At 44.5% G+C, this 20,516-nt stretch carries 20 protein-coding genes; 16 read left to right on the top strand and 4 right to left on the bottom strand.

Annotation, left to right across the window (positions count from 1 at the left end):
- Window positions 1-305 precede the first annotated feature (305 nt).
- Both CW749_RS12855 and ygfZ read right to left on the bottom strand, forming a co-directional pair.
- Window positions 306-803 (bottom strand): YbaK/EbsC family protein, encoded by a 498-nt coding sequence (locus CW749_RS12855; protein WP_101112538.1) that lies wholly within the window; start codon window positions 801-803, stop codon window positions 306-308.
- A complete protein-coding gene (gene ygfZ / locus CW749_RS12850) occupies window positions 793-1,758 on the bottom strand; it encodes a tRNA-modifying protein YgfZ (RefSeq protein ID WP_101112537.1) in 966 nt (321 codons plus the stop codon). The genes CW749_RS12855 and ygfZ overlap by 11 nt, the downstream gene beginning before the upstream one ends.
- Window positions 1,759-1,999: 241 nt before the next feature.
- Here ygfZ and CW749_RS12845 point away from each other — a divergent pair, with 241 nt between their 5' ends.
- A complete protein-coding gene (locus CW749_RS12845; RefSeq protein WP_101112536.1) occupies window positions 2,000-2,260 on the top strand; it encodes a succinate dehydrogenase assembly factor 2 in 261 nt (86 codons plus the stop codon).
- A complete protein-coding gene (locus tag CW749_RS28590; RefSeq protein ID WP_101112535.1) occupies window positions 2,232-2,651 on the top strand; it encodes a protein YgfX in 420 nt (139 codons plus the stop codon). The genes CW749_RS12845 and CW749_RS28590 overlap by 29 nt, the downstream gene beginning before the upstream one ends.
- 294 nt (window positions 2,652-2,945) lie before the next feature.
- On the opposite strand, the gene nadB is transcribed toward CW749_RS28590, so the two are convergent.
- Window positions 2,946-4,556 carry an L-aspartate oxidase gene (gene nadB / locus CW749_RS12835; RefSeq protein WP_101112534.1) on the bottom strand — a complete coding sequence of 537 codons (1,611 nt, stop codon included), beginning with the start codon at window positions 4,554-4,556 and terminating at the stop codon, window positions 2,946-2,948.
- A gap of 319 nt (window positions 4,557-4,875) precedes the next feature.
- Here nadB and rpoE point away from each other — a divergent pair, with 319 nt between their 5' ends.
- The 14 genes from rpoE (at window position 4,876) to CW749_RS12765 (ending at window position 17,489) form a co-directional block, all read left to right on the top strand.
- Window positions 4,876-5,454, top strand: coding sequence for an RNA polymerase sigma factor RpoE (gene rpoE / locus CW749_RS12830; RefSeq protein ID WP_101112533.1), 579 nt, complete (start codon window positions 4,876-4,878; stop codon window positions 5,452-5,454).
- Between the two features lie 25 nt (window positions 5,455-5,479).
- Entirely contained in the window at window positions 5,480-6,097 is a 618-nt protein-coding gene (locus CW749_RS12825) for an RseA family anti-sigma factor (protein ID WP_101112532.1), read from the top strand.
- Entirely contained in the window at window positions 6,094-7,053 is a 960-nt protein-coding gene (gene rseB / locus CW749_RS12820) for a sigma-E factor regulatory protein RseB (protein ID WP_101112531.1), read from the top strand. The genes CW749_RS12825 and rseB overlap by 4 nt, the downstream gene beginning before the upstream one ends.
- A 6-nt stretch (window positions 7,054-7,059) precedes the next feature.
- Window positions 7,060-7,563 (top strand): SoxR reducing system RseC family protein, encoded by a 504-nt coding sequence (locus tag CW749_RS12815; protein WP_101112530.1) that lies wholly within the window; start codon window positions 7,060-7,062, stop codon window positions 7,561-7,563.
- 92 nt (window positions 7,564-7,655) lie between these two features.
- A complete protein-coding gene (gene lepA / locus CW749_RS12810; RefSeq protein WP_101112529.1) occupies window positions 7,656-9,449 on the top strand; it encodes a translation elongation factor 4 in 1,794 nt (597 codons plus the stop codon).
- A gap of 95 nt (window positions 9,450-9,544) precedes the next feature.
- Window positions 9,545-10,450 (top strand): signal peptidase I, encoded by a 906-nt coding sequence (lepB, locus tag CW749_RS12805; protein WP_101112528.1) that lies wholly within the window; start codon window positions 9,545-9,547, stop codon window positions 10,448-10,450.
- A 10-nt stretch (window positions 10,451-10,460) separates the two neighbouring features.
- On the top strand, window positions 10,461-11,138 hold the full coding sequence (rnc, locus tag CW749_RS12800) for a ribonuclease III (RefSeq protein ID WP_101112527.1): 678 nt from the start codon (window positions 10,461-10,463) through the stop codon (window positions 11,136-11,138).
- Window positions 11,131-12,096: a GTPase Era gene (gene era, locus CW749_RS12795; protein WP_101112526.1), complete on the top strand. Its 966-nt coding sequence runs from the start codon at window positions 11,131-11,133 to the stop codon at window positions 12,094-12,096. Before rnc ends, era begins: the two co-directional genes overlap by 8 nt.
- A gap of 142 nt (window positions 12,097-12,238) precedes the next feature.
- The gene (gene recO / locus CW749_RS12790; RefSeq protein WP_101112525.1) at window positions 12,239-12,967 is read left to right on the top strand and encodes a DNA repair protein RecO; all 729 of its coding nucleotides are present in this window, start codon (window positions 12,239-12,241) and stop codon (window positions 12,965-12,967) included.
- The gene (pdxJ, locus tag CW749_RS12785; RefSeq protein ID WP_101112524.1) at window positions 12,964-13,695 is read left to right on the top strand and encodes a pyridoxine 5'-phosphate synthase; all 732 of its coding nucleotides are present in this window, start codon (window positions 12,964-12,966) and stop codon (window positions 13,693-13,695) included. The genes recO and pdxJ overlap by 4 nt, the downstream gene beginning before the upstream one ends.
- Window positions 13,696-13,772: 77 nt before the next feature.
- On the top strand, window positions 13,773-14,153 hold the full coding sequence (gene acpS, locus CW749_RS12780) for a holo-ACP synthase (RefSeq protein ID WP_101112523.1): 381 nt from the start codon (window positions 13,773-13,775) through the stop codon (window positions 14,151-14,153).
- 75 nt (window positions 14,154-14,228) lie between these two features.
- A complete protein-coding gene (locus CW749_RS12775; protein ID WP_101112522.1) occupies window positions 14,229-15,479 on the top strand; it encodes a hypothetical protein in 1,251 nt (416 codons plus the stop codon).
- A gap of 8 nt (window positions 15,480-15,487) precedes the next feature.
- Complete coding sequence (locus CW749_RS12770; protein WP_101112521.1) at window positions 15,488-15,898, top strand: hypothetical protein; 411 nt, start codon at window positions 15,488-15,490, stop codon at window positions 15,896-15,898.
- Between the two features lie 121 nt (window positions 15,899-16,019).
- Window positions 16,020-17,489 carry a sensor domain-containing diguanylate cyclase gene (locus tag CW749_RS12765; protein WP_180958398.1) on the top strand — a complete coding sequence of 490 codons (1,470 nt, stop codon included), beginning with the start codon at window positions 16,020-16,022 and terminating at the stop codon, window positions 17,487-17,489.
- 72 nt (window positions 17,490-17,561) lie between these two features.
- Here the strand turns inward: CW749_RS12765 and barA are convergent, their stop codons facing one another.
- Complete coding sequence (gene barA / locus CW749_RS12760; RefSeq protein ID WP_101112519.1) at window positions 17,562-20,345, bottom strand: two-component sensor histidine kinase BarA; 2,784 nt, start codon at window positions 20,343-20,345, stop codon at window positions 17,562-17,564.
- Window positions 20,346-20,516 lie beyond the last annotated feature (171 nt).

Below are 20,516 nucleotides of genomic sequence, written 5' to 3'. Positions count from 1 at the left end.
TAGACCATGTCAGAAATAAAAAAGTTTCATGAAAAAAAAGCCCGATATAAATATCGGGCGAATAGTCACAGATGCATTACACAAAAAGTGGATTTAACTGATTAATTCAGCGGATTCACTTTCCTTGTTAAATGAGGGCTTTAAGCTCAATTGAGCAAGGGGAACTCATAATAACAAGTAACATTTACACTACATTATAATTACCTAGATCACTATTTATTCATTTAAATAAGATAAAAATTCACTTGGTAAAATTATTAAATGTGATTGAGGTCACCTAGTGGATGAAATTTGATAGGGTTTTATTAGTTTTGGGTTGGATTTTGACGCGAAATTTCACTGATCGTCGGTGAGGCTAGCTTCAAAAGATCATCCAAATTAAGCTCAACCCCTGCCATATTAGAACCACTGCTGATGGTTACATGCTCTAATGAAATGATCTTCTTATCAAAAATAATGGGTATTGTCGTATTTAACAAAATAGGGGCGACACAGCCAATTGAATAGCCAGTCACAGATTCAACTTCTTGAGCAGATGCACAAGTGATTCGCCTAGAGCTCAATACGGCGCGTACTTTTCTAGGGTCGGTTTGATCATTGCCTGAGACGCATGCAAGTACATAACATCCCCCCATATCTTTGAGTAGAATGCATTTCACCATCATGCTTGGTGAAATCCCTCGTTGGCGGGCTGCATCTTCAATACTGATGGCAGGAGTTTTGTGAGGGAGCAAGTGAAAGGGCACTTGCTGCTCACTTAAGTATTGAGTAATACGAGTTTGTATTATCGGATTAGTCTTCATCTAAGGAATAAGGTAAAGGCAATATTGACCAAGTTGTTCCCTCTTGCCCTTTCACTCGAAGTTGTGTCCCTTCTTCAAGGTTGTTGGGTAAAATAATCAGCCCTTCAGCGGCACCGTCTTGATATTCAAATTGCGTAATTAGGTGACCTGCACCACGCCAATTTTCACCTACTGCACGCTCTATTTCTGCCTGCTCTGGAAGAGCCTCAAGAATATTGCCAGCTACACGGTACAGTGCTCGTTTATTCGTTCCTCTGTATTTCGCTCGTGCAACCATCTCCTGACCGGTATAGCAGCCTTTGGTAAAACTAATACCTCCCAAGGCTTGGAGGTTCATTGCTTGTGGAATATGTTGAGATTGCTCTTTTTCATCAACACGAGGAAGCGCTTCCTCAATATCGTATTTATCCCATAGTGACTCATGAACCACAGCATCGCGTTGATCTTCAAATAAGCGTTCCGCGATCGATGATTCAAGCACCAATAACCAACGTTTATCACTTATTCGAACGGCAGTACCACCGTCTACACTACGCACATTAGTACGTTCGTTACTGAGCGTGTCAACCCAACTTTCGGCATTGTTACCGCTAATACCAACCAGTACATCAGCTCCTTCCTCTATGGTGACTTTAGAGAATACTGCGTACTTTTTAATCTCGGTGAGTTCAGTTGTCAGTGCACTTTTACGATGCACCATGGCATAACCTTCATTGTGGTGGAACATGTTAAAAATACTCCACATTTTTCCCTTTGCATCACAATGAGCACCGTATGTCGACTCAGAAAGTTCTAATGAAACCACATCACACGTAACTTGACCTTGAAGGTACGACTTTTTGTCTTCGCCTACGAAAGTAATGGTGCCCCAAGAAGGAAGAGGGCAAATAGCGAATTCTGGTAACTCAGTCTGAGTGGATAGTGAGATGGAAGATAAGTTTTCAAGCCAATCCATTGTTTCTAAACCTTAAGAGATGTTTGATGTCAGTATGTTAATGCTATACCTAAGCAAGCTCAAGGCGTTCGACGCTCAGAACGATGCAACTTTTCTTTCTATATTTTCCATTATCAGGGGGGAAGCTGACATTGGTTAATCTAAATGACGAGAGCAAATCACACTCTGTGACTCGCATAATAGCTGTAGGGTAATGAGATTGATACACTGCCCCCACAAAGGAGTCATCAAAGGAATAATAATGTACACCGCCGAAGAAAAAGCCCGAATTAAATGGGCATGTCGCCGTGGGATGTTAGAACTTGACGTAGTTATCATGCCATTTTTTGAAGAGCAATTTGAAAGCTTGTCGGAACAAGAACAAAAAGATTTTGTTTCTCTTCTTGAGTGTGATGATCCTGATTTATTTACTTGGATTATGGGACACGGAAGGAGTGACAATTTGAGTCATGCTTCTATGATAGACAAAGTCGTTGCATACAACCTCAGCAAAGTTCGCTAATTTAAAATTATCCCTCAGTGCCCGGCTATGTCAGCTTTTTGTTCTGGCAACACTTAGTTGGGCACTTGCTGCTTCTCCAGCTCCAATTGCTCTAACGCTATTTGTGTTCACAGCAATTCTGATCCCTTTATTCTCCAAACTCATCCGTCCTTCTTCAGAAATTATGCTCGTATGGAACGAGGGCAGTGAGTTCAGAATTAACCAAGAAAAGAAGATTTTGGATCGCGCTTGGTTAGAGTGTTCTGCTTTGGTGACGTTACTCGTTTTTGATGACAAATCGAGACTATTGGTTTGGCGAGATGCTTGTTCTGACAAAGAATATCGAGCGTTACTCCGCCATTTACGTTGGCAAAAAGGCAATAAAAAAGAGCACTCAACAAGTGCTCTTTAAATGTATACCCAAGTGACCTCAAGATGCTTGGTTCAGCGAGAATTAATAGGCTTTCAGGCAAGGCATCGGCTTGAAGATCTAGAAGTCTAAATCAAGAGTCGATAACGCAGCATGAAAGCCTATTAAACTCGCCCTTGGGAGCACATATTCTGTACCACTTCATCGTCAAAGAACTTGGAAAGGACCTGTCATTACGCTTCGTTCTTTTCCTTGAATTGGACCAGAATATGCTGCTCTGAATCCTACATCTTGAGGCCACTTGGGTATATTCATTTCACCGAAAAATAGTAAAAACTAAAACTTTTCGGGGATCAAAATAGTCGGTCCGCTATTTTCAGCCAATTCTGGATAATCCAATGTGTAATGCAGACCACGGCTTTCTTTTCTTTCCATAGCACAACGAACCATGAGCTCAGCTACTTGCAGTAGGTTACGAAGCTCTAATAGGTTATTGGATACACGGAAGTTACTGTAATACTCATGAGTTTCTTGTTGCAGCAATTGGATGCGGCGCAATGCGCGCTCTAATCGCTTATCGGTTCGTACAATTCCCATGTAGTCCCACATAAACAAACGCAACTCGTGCCAGTTATGCTGAATCACAACTTCTTCATCTGAACAAAGAACTTGGCTCTCATCCCATTCAGGTAAGGAGCCCGCCAGTTCGGCATCACTAATTTTGTTAATGATGTCATCCGCAGCAGAACGAGCATACACGACACATTCGAGAAGAGAATTAGAGGCCATTCGATTTGCACCGTGTAGACCGGTATAACTCACTTCACCTATTGCATAAAGATGGTTTAAGTCCGTTACACCTTGTTGATCAACCATGACACCACCACAAGTGTAGTGGGCGGCTGGGACTATGGGGATCGGCTCTTTAGTCATGTCGATGCCAAGGTCTTTCAGGCGCATATCAATGGTTGGAAAGTGTTTCGTGACAAATTCAGGGTCTTTATGGCTAATGTCTAGGTACATGCAATCTGCACCCAGCCGCTTCATCTCAAAATCAATAGCACGTGCAACGACATCACGCGGTGCGAGTTCTTCTCGCTCATCAAAATCTTGCATGAAACGCGAGCCGTCAGGTCTTCTTAAATACGCTCCTTCGCCTCGCAGAGCTTCAGTCAGCAAGAAATTGCGAGCTTCAGGGTGGAAAAGACACGTGGGGTGGAACTGATTGAATTCTAAATTGGCAACGCGACAACCTGCTCGCCATGCCATTGCAATTCCATCCCCTGAGGATACATCAGGGTTAGACGTGTATTGGTACACTTTAGAAGCGCCACCCGTAGCTAACACAACAAACTTAGCTCTGACGGTTTCGACGTGCTCCTGATTCCTGTTCCATATATACGCGCCAATGACTTTTTTCTTATCACCGCCAATTTTGTCTTCGGTGATCAGATCCAAGGCATTGTGGCGTTCCAATACATGAATATTTGGATGGCTATGCGCGTTATCCTGAAGAGATGTTTGCATTGCCATACCTGTTGCATCTGCCGCATGCAGAATACGTCGGTGGCTATGACCGCCTTCACGTGTAAGGTGGTAGCGCGGGCTTTCGTCTGAATCGTTTTCTTCACGATCAAAGGGAACTCCACCGTCAATTAACCACTGAACGCTTTCTTTTGCATTCTCGGCAATGAACTTAACGGTATCCTCTTCGCATATTCCACCACCAGCGATTTGGGTGTCTTGAACATGCGATTCAATGCTGTCCGATTCGTCAAAAACAGCAGCAATACCGCCCTGAGCATAGTACGTGGCCCCTTCACTACGAGGTCCTTTACTCAACACAATGACTTTGCCATGTGGTGCTACTCGCAATGCGAGAGACAATCCTGCCGCACCGCTGCCAACCACTAATACATCGCATTGATGTTCTCGGTTATCGTTCATATAACTTTAAAAATCCCAGGTTATCTTAGAGCCTGCCCAAATTGACTCTATAAGCAATTAGCTTTTGGCTAATCCTATAACGCATATCTTCTTGGTGGTGTTTATTATCTTTATCTGCACCCGTTTGAGCAAATACAATGAAGGTTACATCACATTGCCAGACAAATTTGTTAAAAAAAATTCGTCGGATTGAACTTTCTTTGACTATATCAGTCACAATAGTGCTCATGTAGGCGGTGGTGTCAATACTACATTTGACAGAACTTAATGTTCATACCTGTGAAGGTAGGGGCAAATAACAATAGGAGTGGACGCTCGAATGAGCGAGCAGTTAACCGATCAAGTACTAATTGAGCGTGTCCAACGAGGAGATAAACAAGCATTCAATCTTTTGGTTATCAAATATCAAAACAAAGTTTGCAACTTGATTTCTCGATATATAAACAACTCTGGTGATGTTGCAGACGTTGCACAAGAGGCTTTTATTAAGGCGTATAGAGCCATCCCAAATTTTCGGGGAGAAAGTGCGTTTTATACTTGGTTATACCGGATCGCCGTTAATACAGCTAAAAATCATATTGTTGCCCAAGGGCGCAGACCTCCCGCAACCGATTTGGATGCAGAAGAGGCCGAATATTACGAAAGCGGTAGCGCATTAAAAGAAATATCGAACCCAGAGAACATTACGCTGTCCAAAGAATTGAAACAGGTTGTTTTCGAAGCGATTGAAGCGTTACCAGAAGATTTAAAAACAGCAATGACATTACGAGAATTGGATGGTCTTAGCTATGAAGAGATAGCCGAGGTTATGGATTGCCCTGTCGGGACGGTTCGTTCTCGTATATTCCGTGCTCGTGAAGCGGTTGAGAAGAAAATACAACCACTTCTACAGCGTTAGACCAATGAGTTAAATGGTGAAAATAATGGCTGACAAAGAACAACTTTCAGCACTCATGGATGGAGAAAGCGTGGATCAGGCTCTGATTTCAGAACTGGAGCACGATGCAGAAGGTCTGAAGTCTTGGCAGAACTATCACTTAATTGGTGATGTAATGAGGGGGGAAGATCCAAAACGCGCTGATTGGGATATTGCAAACAGTGTTGCGTTGGCATTAGACAAGGAACCGGCTCATTCTCCAATGCACGTACCGGATCATGTTGTTACCCCTGCTATTGAGTCACAGCCGACTCCTGAGGTTGCACGTGTAAGTATGCCAGGTTGGATGACTCAATTTGGTCAAGTTGCCATGGCTGCCTGTGTTTCACTGGTTGTGATTCTAGGTGTGCAGCAATACAACGGTCAAAGCGGTGTGCAGTCAGAAAATGAACTACCAGTACTGCAAACTATTCCGGTGATTGGTAGTGCAGAGCCTGTGAGCTTGGCACAAGAGCCGATTACGCCTTCCTCTAATGAAGCACAGTTGATGGAGCAACGTAAGCGTGTGAACGCTTTGCTTCAAGATTACAGTATGCAATTGCGCCTAAATAGTGCCGTTATGGATAAAGAAGCCGCGCACCCTACTAAATCGGATCTAGAATGAAAAAAATCCTGATCAGTGTGTTGGCACTGTTCAGTTTGAATGTACACGCCGCCTCTGCAGAGGAGATCTCTGCTGAGGCGTTGTTGCATCAAATGAACGAAGCAAGCCAGCAATTGAGCTATGAGCTGTCTTATATTCAAATAAAGAAAAACAGTATTGAGCCTCTCCTATACCGACATGGTCGCCGAGATGATAAGCAATTTGCTCGCTTGGTATACCTTAGTGGTCCTTCTCGTGAGGTTATTCGACGAGATAACGAAATTAGTTACTTTGAACCAGGAGTGGATCCATTTTCAATCGAATCTGGAGAAATGGTTGCGCCGTTGATCCCATTGATCAATACCAATGTAACGGTATTGGAAGATCACTACGATTTTGTCAAGCTGGGTCGAGCGCGCGAAGCTGGGACGCCTTGCCAAGTCATTCGTATCGTCCCGAAAGATGGGCAAAGGTACTCTTATGTTCTTTGGGTCGATGAACGTACTCACCTTCCTCTTCGTGCAGATTTAGTTGATCGTGATGGCGAGGTTTTAGAACAATATCGCACCATTTCCTACGCAGTAAACGATAAGATTTTTGATCTGCTTTCAAGGTTGGGTGAAGCTCAATTACCCGACGCTATTTCTTTGCCTGAAAGTGAAGCCAAAAGTTCGTTCTGGCAAGTGGGCTGGGTTCCCAATGGGTTTAAAGCTAACCCAATGAATCGATACAGAATGGGGATGACCAATAAAGTGGTTGAAAGCCAGATGTTTAACGATGGTCTTTTTAGCTTTTCTGTGTATGTATCTGAAAAAGATGACCTTTCTTTGAAAGGGCAACTGGTTCGGCAAGGTCGCCGCACTCTACATAGTTTTGTAAGCGGTAACGTAGAAGTTTCGGTCGTCGGTGATATTCCTCCCTCAACGGCCAAACGTGTGGCACAATCAGTCACCATGACGGCTAACAAAACCCAGTAACACATTATGATGACGGCACTAGCGACAGTGGTCGCAAGTAACCCTTCCAAGTCTGGATTCCGAATCCAATTAAGCTGTGAGCAACAAACCAGTTGCTCCAGCTGTTCATCTCAAAAAAGCTGCGGCACTGGTGTTGTATCAAAAGCCTTTGGCAATAAAGCACACGCTTGGTATTTGGAGTCAAAGCAGTCTTTGACTCCGGGGCAAGTAGTGGAGATCGGTTTGCCAGAAAAACAGTTGTTGCAATCGGCTGCTTTAATATATTTGTCTCCCATCGCATTTTTGTTTTTAGGGGCACTCTTGGGGCATTTCTGGCTTCAACCAATGCTAGGTTCTGGTGAACTGGCGGTCATAGCAGCATCAGTGTTGTTTGCATGGGTAGGAACCCTTTGCGCTAAGTATTGGACCGGGAAACTAGAGCGAGAATCTGAGGATAAAGTGTCCCTAATTCGCGTGCTAGGGAGTCCTTTGACAGGAATTGCTACATTTCCTGATAGCGACAAGCCCTGAAATTGGGTAGAATCTGCCAACTTGATCGAAATACCAACAAATGAACGGTATTTCTCCCATCCATTTTTGTAAGAGTTTAGTCACACCAACCTATGAAGCACATTCGTAATTTTTCGATAATCGCCCATATCGACCACGGTAAGTCGACCCTTTCAGACCGCTTAATCCAAGTTTGTGGTGGACTCAGTGATCGTGAGATGGAAGCTCAGGTTCTTGATTCCATGGATTTAGAGCGAGAGCGTGGCATCACCATCAAATCTCAGAGTGTGACGCTAAACTACACCGCAAATGATGGTGAAACCTACCAACTTAATTTCATCGATACCCCCGGACACGTAGATTTTGCCTACGAAGTTTCCCGTTCATTAGCCGCTTGTGAAGGTGCGCTATTGGTAGTCGATGCCGGGCAGGGCGTAGAAGCTCAAACCCTAGCAAACTGTTACACAGCCATTGAGATGGATTTGGAAGTTGTGCCAATCTTGAATAAGATTGACCTTCCTGCAGCGGATCCAGAACGTGTGTCTGAAGAAATTGAAGAAATCGTCGGCATTGACGCTATGGAAGCGACACGTTGTAGCGCCAAAACGGGTATTGGTGTTGACGATGTTCTGGAAAACATTGTCGCTTCAATCCCTGCACCAGAAGGTGATCCGGACGCGCCACTGCAAGCTCTTATTATTGATTCTTGGTTTGATAACTACCTTGGTGTCGTTTCTTTGGTTCGTATTAAAAACGGCGAGCTCAAGAAAAATGACAAAATCAAAGTAATGAGTACAGGACAGATTTGGGGTGTAGATCGTCTAGGTATCTTTACACCAAAGCAAGTCGACACAGATGTTCTTAGAACCGGTGAAGTAGGCTGGGTTGTTTGTGGAATTAAAGACATTCTCGGTGCACCTGTAGGTGATACGCTAACACTGGCAAAGCATGGCTCTGAAGTCGCGCTTCCTGGCTTTAAGAAAGTTAAGCCTCAGGTTTACGCTGGCTTATTCCCAGTATCATCAGACGACTATGAAAACTTCCGTGATGCGTTAGGAAAGCTGAGCCTAAACGATGCATCATTATTCTATGAGCCAGAGAATTCAGCAGCACTTGGCTTTGGTTTCCGTTGTGGCTTCCTTGGCATGCTGCACATGGAAATCATTCAAGAGCGTTTAGAGCGCGAATACGATCTGGATCTGATCACGACCGCACCGACAGTAGTTTATGAAGTCGAAAAGACGGATAAAACGATGCTTTATGTCGATAGCCCGGCTAAGTTACCTGCGATCAATGATATCGAAGAAATTCGTGAGCCAATCGCGCGCTGTAACATTTTGGTTCCAGCAGACTACTTGGGTAACGTGATTACGCTGTGTGTTGAAAAGCGTGGTACTCAGGTAGATATGGTTTACCACGGTAACCAAGTCGCCGTAACTTACGATATTCCGATGGCAGAAGTGGTTCTTGATTTCTTTGACCGTCTTAAATCAACCTCTCGTGGTTATGCTTCACTTGATTACAACTTCCAACGCTTTGAACCATCGAACATGGTACGTGTTGACGTTCTTCTGAATGGTGACAAAGTGGATGCGTTGGCAATGATCACGCATCAGGCTCATTCACAGACACGTGGTCGTCAGCTTGTAGAGAAAATGAAAGAATTCATTCCTCGTCAAATGTTTGATATCGCTATTCAGGCAGCGATTGGTAACCATATCATCGCGCGCTCAACAGTGAAGCAGCTTCGTAAGAACGTTATCGCAAAATGTTACGGTGGCGACGTGAGCCGTAAGAAGAAACTTCTGAAGAAGCAGAAAGAAGGTAAGAAGCGCATGAAGCAAATTGGTAATGTTGAACTTCCACAAGAAGCATTCCTTGCCATTCTTCATGTAGGAAAAGATTAAACTTTTTCGTACTTTTACACTCAAACAAAGACTTAGGCAGAAAGGGTATCGGATACCCTTTCTTCTTTTTCACTAGAGAATACGAAGGGAAGTAAATGGCAAATACATTTTCACTCATACTTGTGATGGTTACATTAGTGACAGGCATTGTATGGGCGCTTGAAAAGCTGGTCTTGGCAAAAAAGCGTCAAGAAAAACTGGGTGCGATTGAAGGTCAGACTAACGAAGGTCTTGATGCCTCTTTACAAGCGAAAGTGGCTGCCCAACCTTGGTGGGTAGAAAACAGTGTCTCTATCTTCCCAGTGATTGCCTTTGTTTTGGTTCTGCGTTCTTTTATTTATGAACCGTTTCAAATCCCATCAGGTTCAATGATGCCGACGTTACTCGTGGGTGATTTCATTTTGGTTGAGAAATACGCTTACGGACTGAAAGATCCTGTATGGCGTACTCAATTGGTTGAAACTGGTAAACCTGAGCGCGGTGACATTGTGGTGTTTAAATTCCCGCCTAATCCAGGTATTGATTACATCAAACGTGTAGTTGGTCTGCCGGGTGATGTGGTTCGTTACAGCGAAAAGAAAGAACTGTGCGTGCAGCGTCAAGGGGAAGCCAGTTGCGAGGCGATTGAAACCTCTAATGTGACAGAAAGTATTTTTCAAGATGAACGAATCGGTATTCCGATGATTCAGATTGATGAGAAATTGGGTGAAGAAACTCACCAAATTTTGGTGCATCCATTAACTCGTGATGACGTGAGAGCTTATCAGCCACGTCCAGGTGTTCGTGAGTGGGTAGTACCACAAGGTCAGTATTTTGTTATGGGCGATAACCGTGACAATAGTGCTGACAGCCGTTTTTGGGGCTTTGTCCCTGAAGGCAATTTAGTAGGCAAAGCGGTCGGAATTTGGATTAGCTTTGAATTTGAACGAGATCAAGACAGCGCATTGCCGTCTTGGATTCCAACTGGTGTGAGGTTTAACCGCATCGGTGGCATACATTAATAGAGAGAGTATGAATACTCCTATCAGTAAATTAGAAAAACAGCTCGGCTATCAATTTAATGATGCTGGGCTGATCCATTTGGCGCTGACCCATCGTAGCGCCAATGGTAAACATAATGAGCGTCTTGAATTTCTGGGCGATTCAATTTTAAGTTTTGTCATTGCTGATGATTTGTATCACCGCTTCCCGAAAGTGAACGAAGGTGATATGAGCCGCATGCGTGCAACATTAGTTCGTGGCAATACCCTTGCTGAACTAGGTCGTGAATTCGACTTGGGAGAGTACTTAAAATTAGGTCCAGGTGAGCTGAAAAGTGGCGGGTTCCGTCGAGACTCCATTCTTGCAGATGCCGTAGAAGCCATCATTGGCGCGGTTTACCTTGACAGTGATCTCGAGATGGTTCGCAAGGTTGTTCTGAGCTGGTACCACTCAAGATTGGTCGCCATTCAGCCAGGTGTCTCGCAAAAAGATCCTAAAACACGGTTACAAGAATTCCTACAGGGGAGAAGAAAACCTCTTCCTGCGTATTCTGTGACTAAAATTAAAGGTGAAGCACACAACCAAGAATTTACGGTGGCGTGTGAAATTGCAGGACTGGATGAGCCTGTTATCGGCAAAGGTACAAGTCGACGCAAAGCGGAGCAAGCAGCGGCTGAATTAGCATTAGGACTACTCACCAATGTCTGATGAAAAAGAATTTGATTTGGACGCGTATTTCGAATCTGAGAAGCAGGAATCGTCGGCTGAAAACCAACATTGCGGGTTTATCGCGATTGTTGGTCGCCCAAATGTGGGCAAATCAACATTGCTCAACCAATTGTTGGGACAGAAGATTTCTATTACCTCTCGTAAGCCGCAAACGACGCGCCATCGCATAATGGGTGTGGATACGGAAGGTGACTATCAAGCCATTTTTGTTGATACGCCAGGGCTTCATATTGAAGAAAAACGTGCTATCAACAGGTTGATGAACCGAGCAGCTAACAGCTCATTGAGCGATGTTAATCTGGTATTCTTTTTGGTTGATGGTACACACTGGACGAGCGACGATGAGATGGTGTTCACCAAGCTCAACAAGTCGAACTTCCCTGTTGTGTTGTGTGTTAACAAAGTCGATAACGTAAAAGATCGCAACGAAGTGATGCTTCATATGCAGTCTTTGTCGGAAAAAATGGACTTTGTGGACGTCGTACCTATTTCGGCTAAGCACGACAAAAACATTGATGTGCTGCGTAAGCATGTGCGAGAGCATTTGCCAAAAGCGACTCACCATTTCCCAGAAGAGTACGTCACCGATCGCTCTCAACGCTTTATGGCGTCGGAAATTGTCCGTGAGAAACTCATGCGTTTCACTGGTGAAGAATTGCCTTACTCGGTAACTGTTGAGATCGAGCGATTTGATTACAACCCTGAAACCGATGGTTTCCACATCAATGCGCTGATCTTAGTTGAACGCACTGGTCAGAAAAAAATGGTGATCGGGAAAGGTGGCGAGAAAATCAAAACCATTGGTCGAGAAGCCCGCCTTGATATGGAAGAGCTTTTTGAGCGTAAGGTTTACCTAGAAACGTGGGTGAAAGTGAAATCTGGTTGGGCTGATGACGAGCGTGCTCTCCGAAGCCTCGGTTACATTGATGACCTTTAGAGCGAAATTGGTGTAAGTTAGAAGGGAGTGTAATGCTCCCTTTTTTGTGCCTGCTATACGAGCTTTATGTTTGCTGATATAACGCACAATTTTTTGTCCAAGGTTAATTAATACTGTTCAAGGTTACTTAAGAGAGTCGTGTATGTCTGATGGGTTACAGCGGTGCTTTGTTTTGCATCGTCGACCATACAGTGAAACCAGCCTGATTTTGGATGTGTTCAGTGAAGAGCATGGTCGAATGTCAGTTATGGCAAAAGGCGCGAGAAGCAAACGTTCCAACCTAAAAGGTGCATTACAGCCGTTTACGCCACTTTTGATGAAGTGGTCTGGCAAAGGAAGTATGCGGACATTGCGCCAAGCCGAGCCTATAAGCCTTGGGCTTCCTCTCTCAGGTATACACCTTTATTCTGCAATGTATGTAAATGAGTTGATTGGGCGAGTTTTGGAAAGCGAAACGCCTTACCCTGCATTATTCCACGACTATTTACTCGCTTTGACCGAACTGGCGCAAGCCGATAACCCCGAGCCAGCATTGCGGCGATTTGAGCTCGCTTTGCTGTCATCCTTGGGTTACGGCGTAGATTTTATGCATTGCGCGGGAACTGGGGAAATGGTCGAGCCAGAAATGACTTACCGTTACCGAGAGCAAAAAGGTTTCATTGCCAGTGTGAGGCGAGACAATCTGACATTCATGGGAAATGAGTTAATTGCAATTAGTGAGCGGCGCTTTACAACCAAAGAACAACTTAAAGCAGCAAAACGCTTTACACGTATAGCACTAAAGCCTTATCTTGGCGGCAAACCACTAAAAAGTAGGGAACTGTTTCTCCCAAGAACAGGCTTTCCCGGAGCACGGAGTATTGAAAAATGAGCTCAATTCTACTCGGGGTAAACATTGATCATATCGCCACTTTGCGTAATGCACGTGGAACCAAATATCCAGATCCAGTGCACGCAGCAGAAATTGCAGAACGTGCTGGCGCCGATGGCATTACCATTCACCTTCGTGAAGATCGCCGTCATATTGTAGATCGTGATGTTAGGATTCTACGTGAAACGCTTCAAACCAGAATGAATCTGGAAATGGCGGTAACAGATGAAATGGTCGAAATTGCGTTGCAAACGAAACCTGAATACGTTTGCCTAGTACCTGAAAAACGCGAAGAGTTGACAACGGAAGGCGGTTTAGACGTGGTCGGTCAGCTGGAAAAAGTAAAAGCCGCGACGCAAAAATTGACGGAAGCGGGCATTAAAGTGTCTTTATTCATTGACGCTGATCGTGAGCAAATTGATGCATCAAAAGCATGTGGCGCACCTTACATTGAGCTTCACACTGGTCATTATGCCGATGCGACAACGGAATGCGAGCAAACCAACGAGCTGAAAAAGATCGCTGCTGGTGCAAGCTATGCCGACAGCATTGGTATTAAAGTCAACGCAGGGCATGGCTTGACGTACCACAACGTTGCGCCTATTGCGGCATTACCAGAAGTGTATGAACTTAACATCGGCCATTCCATAATGGGACGTGCGGTCTTTGATGGTTTGCATAAAGCGGTAGCCGATATGAAAGCGGTTATGCTTGAAGCTCGTCGTTAATTTCCATTTATAATGTCAGCCACTGTATTCAGCAGTGGCTGTTTGTTATTTCGCATTAGTGTTTAAGCGGAGAATTTATGGCTATCGTTGGATTAGGAACGGATATAGCGGAAATAGATCGCTTCGAAAAATCCTTATCCAAACTTGGAGAAGCATTTGCGAAACGCATTCTAACAGAGCCTGAGTTAGTCACGTTTCATGCGACGAAGCAGCAATCTCGCTTTCTCGCTAAGCGATTTGCCGCAAAAGAAGCGGCGTCAAAAGCATTGGGTACAGGAATTGCGAAGGGAGTGACCTTTCATGATTTTATTGTCTCTAATGACGCCAACGGAAAACCTGTACTTTCTCTTCATAATCAAGCGCTAGCATACGCAACGAGCGCAGGTGTGACCCACATCCATCTTTCTATTTCTGACGAACGTCATTATGCGGTTGCTACCGTAATCTTTGAGCGATAACTCAATCACTGTTCTACACTCATATTAGTGGTGACTCATGCAGTTGAGCCAAAATTAATACTATGAGATGGGTGTATGAGGTTAACAGGGATAAGTTTACTATTCACATTGCTTTCTTCTTCGGTTCTTGCTGAAGACTGGGATTTTTCAGGGTTCGGTAACGTTGGCTATAGCTACGATACCAGCGACAGCTTTGGCTATATGCGTGACCTTACGCAAAAAGCCGATCCCAATAGTGATGGGTCATTTCTACCGGATTCCAAAATCGGTGCTCAGATAAACTACAACATCAATTTTGAATGGGATGTGACTGCTCAGTATGTTATCGCAGAGAGGGCGGGGGATGAGTTGCTGGATGGCTTAGAGCTTGCCTTCTTAGCATATCGCCCAACGTCTGATTTCGACATTCGTGTTGGTCGATTGGGGTACAACGTATTTTGGTTCGCAGAAACCCGCCGTGTAGATTTCGGTCATCTCTGGGTGAGACTACCTCAAGAAATATACAGCTGGATCCCTTTGCAAAATATTGATGGAATCGATTTCACCTATCGTTTCTATGTCGACGATGTCAGTTTTTCTTCTGCTTTCCAATACGGTTCAACACAGGCGACAACCGATTTACATGAGGGCTATGAACCTAACCGATTCTATAGCAACAGTGCGCTTTCCTTGAGCTTAGTTGCGAATTGGGACGTGTGGCGAGCACGTGCTTCTTACGCGCAGTTACGGGTTGATTCAGATCTTCCTCCACAGATAGGGGACTTGAAAGGTGGTCTAGACAAAGTTGGCAACTCAGGATTAGGACCTATTAGTGATGAAGCCAACCTTCTGAATGAAAAAATGAGTGTGACTGGCGGTATGGTTAGATATGGTCAAATCGGGATCGAATACAATGACGGTACTTGGCATTTGTTGAGTGAACTTGTAAAGGTAAAAACTGATAAAGACTTGTTGCCTGAAGGGCAAGGGGGATATATCAGTCTTGGTCGTCGCTTCAATGAGTTTACGCCCTATATGATTCGCTCATGGTTTAATCCGGAAACCGACAAGTTGGAAGCTCAATACGATTGGAGCATTTTACCGGATCCCCAATTAGTGCAATTACAGCAAGGCGCAATCACATCAATTAACGCTACTTTGATTAATCAATCCATATGGTCTTTGGGTACACGTTGGGACATCAGCGAGCAGATAAGTCTTAAGGCACAAATTGATTGGGTGCATATTGAAGATACAGGTCATGGGCTTTGGGCGACAAATCTATTAGAACCTAAACCCGAAACAAGGGTACAGGTGTACTCATTATCAGCCAGTTTCCTCTTTTAGGTGATGAAATGAGATTACTGAGCTTAGCCTTATTGTTGATGAGCCCTTGTGTGTTTGCTGAACTTTACATTGTGGTCAGTGATCGCAGTGAGCTTGAAAGCATCACAAAAGAGCAAGTTGCTGGGCTGTATCTTGGACGAAGCAGAGGAAAGCTGAGCCGAAGGATCACGATTCTAGAGCGAAATGGAGAAGTGAGAGAGTCATTTTATGAAGAGATCAGCGATCTATCTTTGAGTCAGGTAAATGCACACTGGGCAAAATTAAAATTCTCAGGTCGAGTACGTGCGCCCTTGGTTATGAAAAGTGAAGAAGAGTTGATAGCGCGTCTATTACGGGATAAATCAGCTCTTGGATATGTTCGGAATAAACCCTCGCATTCAAAATTAAAAGTGATTTTAACGATCAATGATGATGAATAGACAAGCGCTCGCCAATCGGCTTTTAGTTACTGTGATTTTATTTTCGCTAATGTATTTAATACTGGCGGCAAGCTTCTTATCACTTTTTTATTTTGAGAGAGCGAGCTTGAACGTTAAAGGGATGGAAGAGAAATTAGTGCTCACGGTATCTAATTCTGCCTCCATCGCCCTTTATGTTGATAACCCAGAAATAGCTGACGAAGTGATGAGTTCATTGCTTCTTCATGACGAGTTTAATGGCGTGAAATTGAAGGGGTTAGATGGTGTTGAGTTTAGCCTTTCTAAGCTTGCAAGCAGTGATGAACAGTGGAAAAACTTGACTCGATTTCCCTTGGTATCCCCTGTCAAAGATGAAGTGATAGGGCATCTTCTTCTTGATGTTAACCAGAAATACTTGGATTCCGTAACGCAAGAGAAAGTGTTTATTCAGCTGGTGATGTTGGTCAGTCAGCTGTTGATGCTAATGGTGGTAACCGCGTTTGCTGTTCGTAAAGTCGTGGGTGCCCCTTTAAAGGAATTAGCTGAAAATCTATCTAAGGTGGAGCCTGGCCGGGACGACATGCTGCCATACAACAATGAAAACCGGGACAATGAAATCGGGTTAGTCACCGCAAGTGTTAACCGCTTTGTAGAGGCTTCGCACCAAGCCATCGAGACTGAACGAAATTTGCGAGCCACCATTGAGCGAATGGAACGTCACTACCGCCACATATTTGAAACAACGCAAGTGGGTATTCTTGTGTTAGACAAGAACGGTCACCTTATCCATAGCAATCCCACTCTGTTTGGTCGCCTGATAAAGGAAAGCTTCGAGCTAACAGCTATCTTAGAAACTCAGCCCTTCTTTGAGCATGTTTTCCAAAACCCAGAATTGGCGTGGCAAATGTCGGAACAAACTATTTCAAGTGGGGATGTAGCGGCAGGCGACCTGCGTATCAATAAAAAATACAACAATGAACAATGGGTACATTTACTGCTGTCTGCCCACAAGGATGAACACAGCGGTGAATGGATAATTGAAGGAATCATGTACGACATAACCGTTCGAGTGCAAAAAGAGCGAGATACCATGTTACTCGCCTTAGAAGATAACCTTACGGGGCTAAAAAATCGTCGTGGTTGTGAGCGCTTCTTTGCTCGATTGGTCAGCCAAAAAGAGGCGGGTTACATCGCGACAATGATGGTGGACTTAGATGGGTTTAAAGACGTCAACGATACGCATGGCCACGCCGCAGGTGATGAGGTACTTTGCACTATTGCACGGCGACTAAAGCGAGTTGCGAGGGGACGACAGGATGTAATAGGCAGATTGGGAGGGGACGAGTTGCTCGTTATTTTAGCGTTAGAGCAAATGACCCCAGATGTGCTGACCGACATCGCTGAACAGATTGTTGAAATTTGTGCTCTACCTATAGAGTTGCCCTCTCGCACTTCCGTGAATATAGGAGGAAGTGTCGGAGTCTCGTATGCTCGCTTAGCGGACATCGAATTCGACGTATTGCTTCAGCAGGCGGACGAGGCAATGTATCACGTGAAGCAAAACGGTAAGAATGGGTACGCTTTCTATAGCCCCGAATTACGCCGAGCATAACGTAAAGTTTGGTTATGCTCGGGTAATGCTGTAATCAAATCAGTCACTAAAGCCAACTACGCTATTGTACGCCTAATTGACATAATGCTGTGCGCTAGCAATGACTTTTTCCATCTCATCTTGAAGTTCAAACAGTTCTGGTTCAACGGTTTCTATGTCTGAGCCGGATCTCAATGCTTTTTCTATTTCAGCACAGACTTTTTTGAGCCTTGGTACGCCACTGTACGAACAACTGCCATGGAGTTTATGAATGTGATGAATCAGTTGTTCATTATCTTGCTCGTCACCATTAATGACGCCTTCAACAAATTGATCCACTTCTTTAATGTAATCGACCAGCATTTGCAGCATCTCTCTAGCTAAGTCTTCTTTGTTTGCCGCTTGCTTCAGTGCAAGGTTCCAATCAATGATGACCGTACTGTTTCTTTCGTCGGCAGAGTTATCTGGCTGAACTTGCTCGCTAATTTCCAATTTATCGACTTGGTTTTCGTCAGTGTGGGGGCTCCAATGCACCAGCACTTGCTGAAGAATATGCTCTTCGATTGGCTTGGTTAAATAGTCGTCCATTCCGGCTTTTAGAAGGCGATCTCGCTCTCCAGCCATGGCGTGGGCGGTTACAGCAATGACAGGTGTATGAGAGTTAAGCTTGGTTTTCTTTACTTCCAGACACGCCATCACTCCGTCCATTTTTGGCATTTGGATGTCCATCAAGACAATATCAAACGCTTGTTGTTGTGCAGCAGCCACGGCTTGTTCGCCATTGCTACACGTTACTACATGGTCCACTCTTTCTTTTAGCAATGCTGCAATGAGTTTAAGGTTGGCTGGGTTATCGTCCACCGCCATGATTTTAAGCGGAAGCTTTTGCTGATGATCGACTGAATCAATAATAGGAAGAGCCAACTCTTGAGAAGAATGGTACTGAGTGAGTGCTTGCAATAACTTACGTCGTGATAGGGGTTTGGTTATGCACTGTACGTGGTGCTCAGTAACCAATTGTTCTGAGAGCGCCAACTCGGTACTTGGCAAACCTAGTATTATGTTGTTCGCAATTTCACGAGCCCTTTCTACCCAATGCTCAACAGAAGTTATGTCGCATTTTTGGTTTGGTGGCAGGTTTAGCAACACGAACTCATGGCTTTCTATGTGCTCTGGCATACTGGAACGGTAAGTGACCAGCAGCCCTTCGTTGATGAGCTGCTGTTGAATTACGGAAGCTGCTTGCATGTTTGGTTCAATCAGTAAGAGCTTTTTGCCTTTGAGTACTTGCGTGTCTATATCGCTAGCAACAGGCATATCACTGGTGGCTAAACGCAAAGTAAACCAGAATGTCGAACCTTGGTGCAGTCGACTTGTTAGGCTGACTTCCCCACCCATTTGACCTACTAACTTCTGAGTGATAACTAGACCCAGCCCCGTTCCGCCATATCGGCGAGAGATACTGGCATCGGCTTGGCTGAATGCTTGGAATAGCTGCGCTTGTTGACGTTCAGAAATCCCAATACCCGTATCGCGCACCATGAATTGGAGTTCTATGAAGTCCTCTTTGAACGTGCGTAGCTCGACGCTGATATCGATATTACCGCGCTCGGTAAATTTGATTGAGTTACCCACAAGGTTGGTCAGTACTTGCTGAATTCGCAACGGATCGCCTACGACACCTGCAGGAATCTTAGGATCAATCTTAAGTGTCAATTCCAGCCCTTTCTCATGAGCGCTGGTGGCTTGTAAGCTCGCGACCTCTTCAAGGCATTCTTGGAAATCGAATGGAATATTTTCTAGCGCCAACTTCCCTGCTTCAAGTTTCGAGAAATCGAGAATGTCATTGATGATACTCAGTAAGTTGTTGGCACTGCGCTCAATCGTTTGGAGGTAGTCCTGCTGGCTAGAGGATAAGCGAGTTTTTAGCATTTGTCTGGTAAACCCAATCACACCATTTAAAGGGGTTCTGAGCTCGTGGGACATATTCGCTAAGAATTCGGATTTAACTCGTGCGGCTTCCTGCGCTCGTTTTTTCGCAATATCCAACTCAACATTCTGAATCTCAAGCTGTTCAAGCGTTTCACGCAGATCCGACGTTGCCTGATCGATACTGTGTTGCATTTCAACATGGTATTCAGACAGCGACATCGCCATCGCGTTGATGCCGTTTTTTAAGGCGTCTAATTCACCATGCATTTTCCCTTCGATTCGCACATCTAAGTGACCGCGTCGAATTCGATCCACCATGTTCTTCATATGGGTGATAGGCAAGGTCACATCTCGCATTAAGCGGTAAGCAAAAAGAGCCGACAGACCTAACCCCAAAACTAACACCAATAACGCGGCAAAAATTTCTTGGTATTGCTGTAATCGAACCGCAGATAAGTCGAGTTCAATCGCGATATAGCCCAACGCTTGGTTAAGCTCGGTTTGAGGTCCATTGGAATCGGCGTATTTTCCTTCTGCCAGAATAGGTGTGCGTATAACCAAGTCGGTGTCGACCAAATCAATCGTGCTGAGTAATGGTATGGGCTGATCTTTTGGAAACGTTAACGACTCGAAATCTGGGTGGAAATTAGATGTTACAAACAAATCATGATCGGATGTGAAAACGGCAATACTTCGAACGATGTCGGAATTCTTTCGATGGGCGTAGCTTATTAATCGACGAACGGCCTCTCGACTGCGCTGATCCATGCCGATTTCACTGGCGATAGCGATAGGTTCAATAATGCTTTTACCAGTTGAAATCAGTTGTGATTCAAGGTCGTTATAGCGATTGGACGTAAAGAAGGCGCTCAGCAATAGACCGACAATAAGAGTTGGGGCTAAGGTGAGGGTAATTACGCGTGCTCTTAAGCCGTATCGTGTCATGTTCTCATTACTGTCTGGATATGGGAAAATAGAAGCTAATGGCTCAAGCTTTCTTACATTACGTAAGACCAGTTAAGCTATACAACCCATTATAAACGAAGAAACGGTTAGCTTAATCAAGTCTGCCGAATTCGACAATCTCTGAGGGGGGAAATAGTGACCCTGAATGAG

It is taken from the genome of Vibrio sp. vnigr-6D03, assembly GCF_002835515.1.
Classification (GTDB): Bacteria; Pseudomonadota; Gammaproteobacteria; order Enterobacterales; family Vibrionaceae; genus Vibrio; species Vibrio penaeicida.
Note: the sequence above shows the minus strand (reverse complement) of the source record. Positions and strands in the feature narration are given on the sequence as shown.

Excerpts from the sequence above, each read along its gene's own strand:
- CW749_RS12855 (WP_101112538.1), bottom strand. The coding sequence starts at position 803 with ATGAAGACTAATCCGATAATACAAACTCGTATTACTCAATACTTAAGT.
- ygfZ (WP_101112537.1), bottom strand. The coding sequence starts at position 1,758 with ATGGATTGGCTTGAAAACTTATCTTCCATCTCACTATCCACTCAGACT.
- CW749_RS12845 (WP_101112536.1), top strand. The coding sequence starts at position 2,000 with ATGTACACCGCCGAAGAAAAAGCCCGAATTAAATGGGCATGTCGCCGT.
- nadB (WP_101112534.1), bottom strand. The coding sequence starts at position 4,556 with ATGAACGATAACCGAGAACATCAATGCGATGTATTAGTGGTTGGCAGC.
- rpoE (WP_101112533.1), top strand. The coding sequence starts at position 4,876 with ATGAGCGAGCAGTTAACCGATCAAGTACTAATTGAGCGTGTCCAACGA.
- CW749_RS12825 (WP_101112532.1), top strand. The coding sequence starts at position 5,480 with ATGGCTGACAAAGAACAACTTTCAGCACTCATGGATGGAGAAAGCGTG.
- rseB (WP_101112531.1), top strand. The coding sequence starts at position 6,094 with ATGAAAAAAATCCTGATCAGTGTGTTGGCACTGTTCAGTTTGAATGTA.
- CW749_RS12815 (WP_101112530.1), top strand. The coding sequence starts at position 7,060 with ATGATGACGGCACTAGCGACAGTGGTCGCAAGTAACCCTTCCAAGTCT.
- lepA (WP_101112529.1), top strand. The coding sequence starts at position 7,656 with ATGAAGCACATTCGTAATTTTTCGATAATCGCCCATATCGACCACGGT.
- lepB (WP_101112528.1), top strand. The coding sequence starts at position 9,545 with ATGGCAAATACATTTTCACTCATACTTGTGATGGTTACATTAGTGACA.
- rnc (WP_101112527.1), top strand. The coding sequence starts at position 10,461 with ATGAATACTCCTATCAGTAAATTAGAAAAACAGCTCGGCTATCAATTT.
- era (WP_101112526.1), top strand. The coding sequence starts at position 11,131 with ATGTCTGATGAAAAAGAATTTGATTTGGACGCGTATTTCGAATCTGAG.
- recO (WP_101112525.1), top strand. The coding sequence starts at position 12,239 with ATGTCTGATGGGTTACAGCGGTGCTTTGTTTTGCATCGTCGACCATAC.
- pdxJ (WP_101112524.1), top strand. The coding sequence starts at position 12,964 with ATGAGCTCAATTCTACTCGGGGTAAACATTGATCATATCGCCACTTTG.
- acpS (WP_101112523.1), top strand. The coding sequence starts at position 13,773 with ATGGCTATCGTTGGATTAGGAACGGATATAGCGGAAATAGATCGCTTC.
- CW749_RS12775 (WP_101112522.1), top strand. The coding sequence starts at position 14,229 with ATGAGGTTAACAGGGATAAGTTTACTATTCACATTGCTTTCTTCTTCG.
- CW749_RS12770 (WP_101112521.1), top strand. The coding sequence starts at position 15,488 with ATGAGATTACTGAGCTTAGCCTTATTGTTGATGAGCCCTTGTGTGTTT.
- CW749_RS12765 (WP_180958398.1), top strand. The coding sequence starts at position 16,020 with ATGGAAGAGAAATTAGTGCTCACGGTATCTAATTCTGCCTCCATCGCC.
- barA (WP_101112519.1), bottom strand. The coding sequence starts at position 20,345 with ATGACACGATACGGCTTAAGAGCACGCGTAATTACCCTCACCTTAGCC.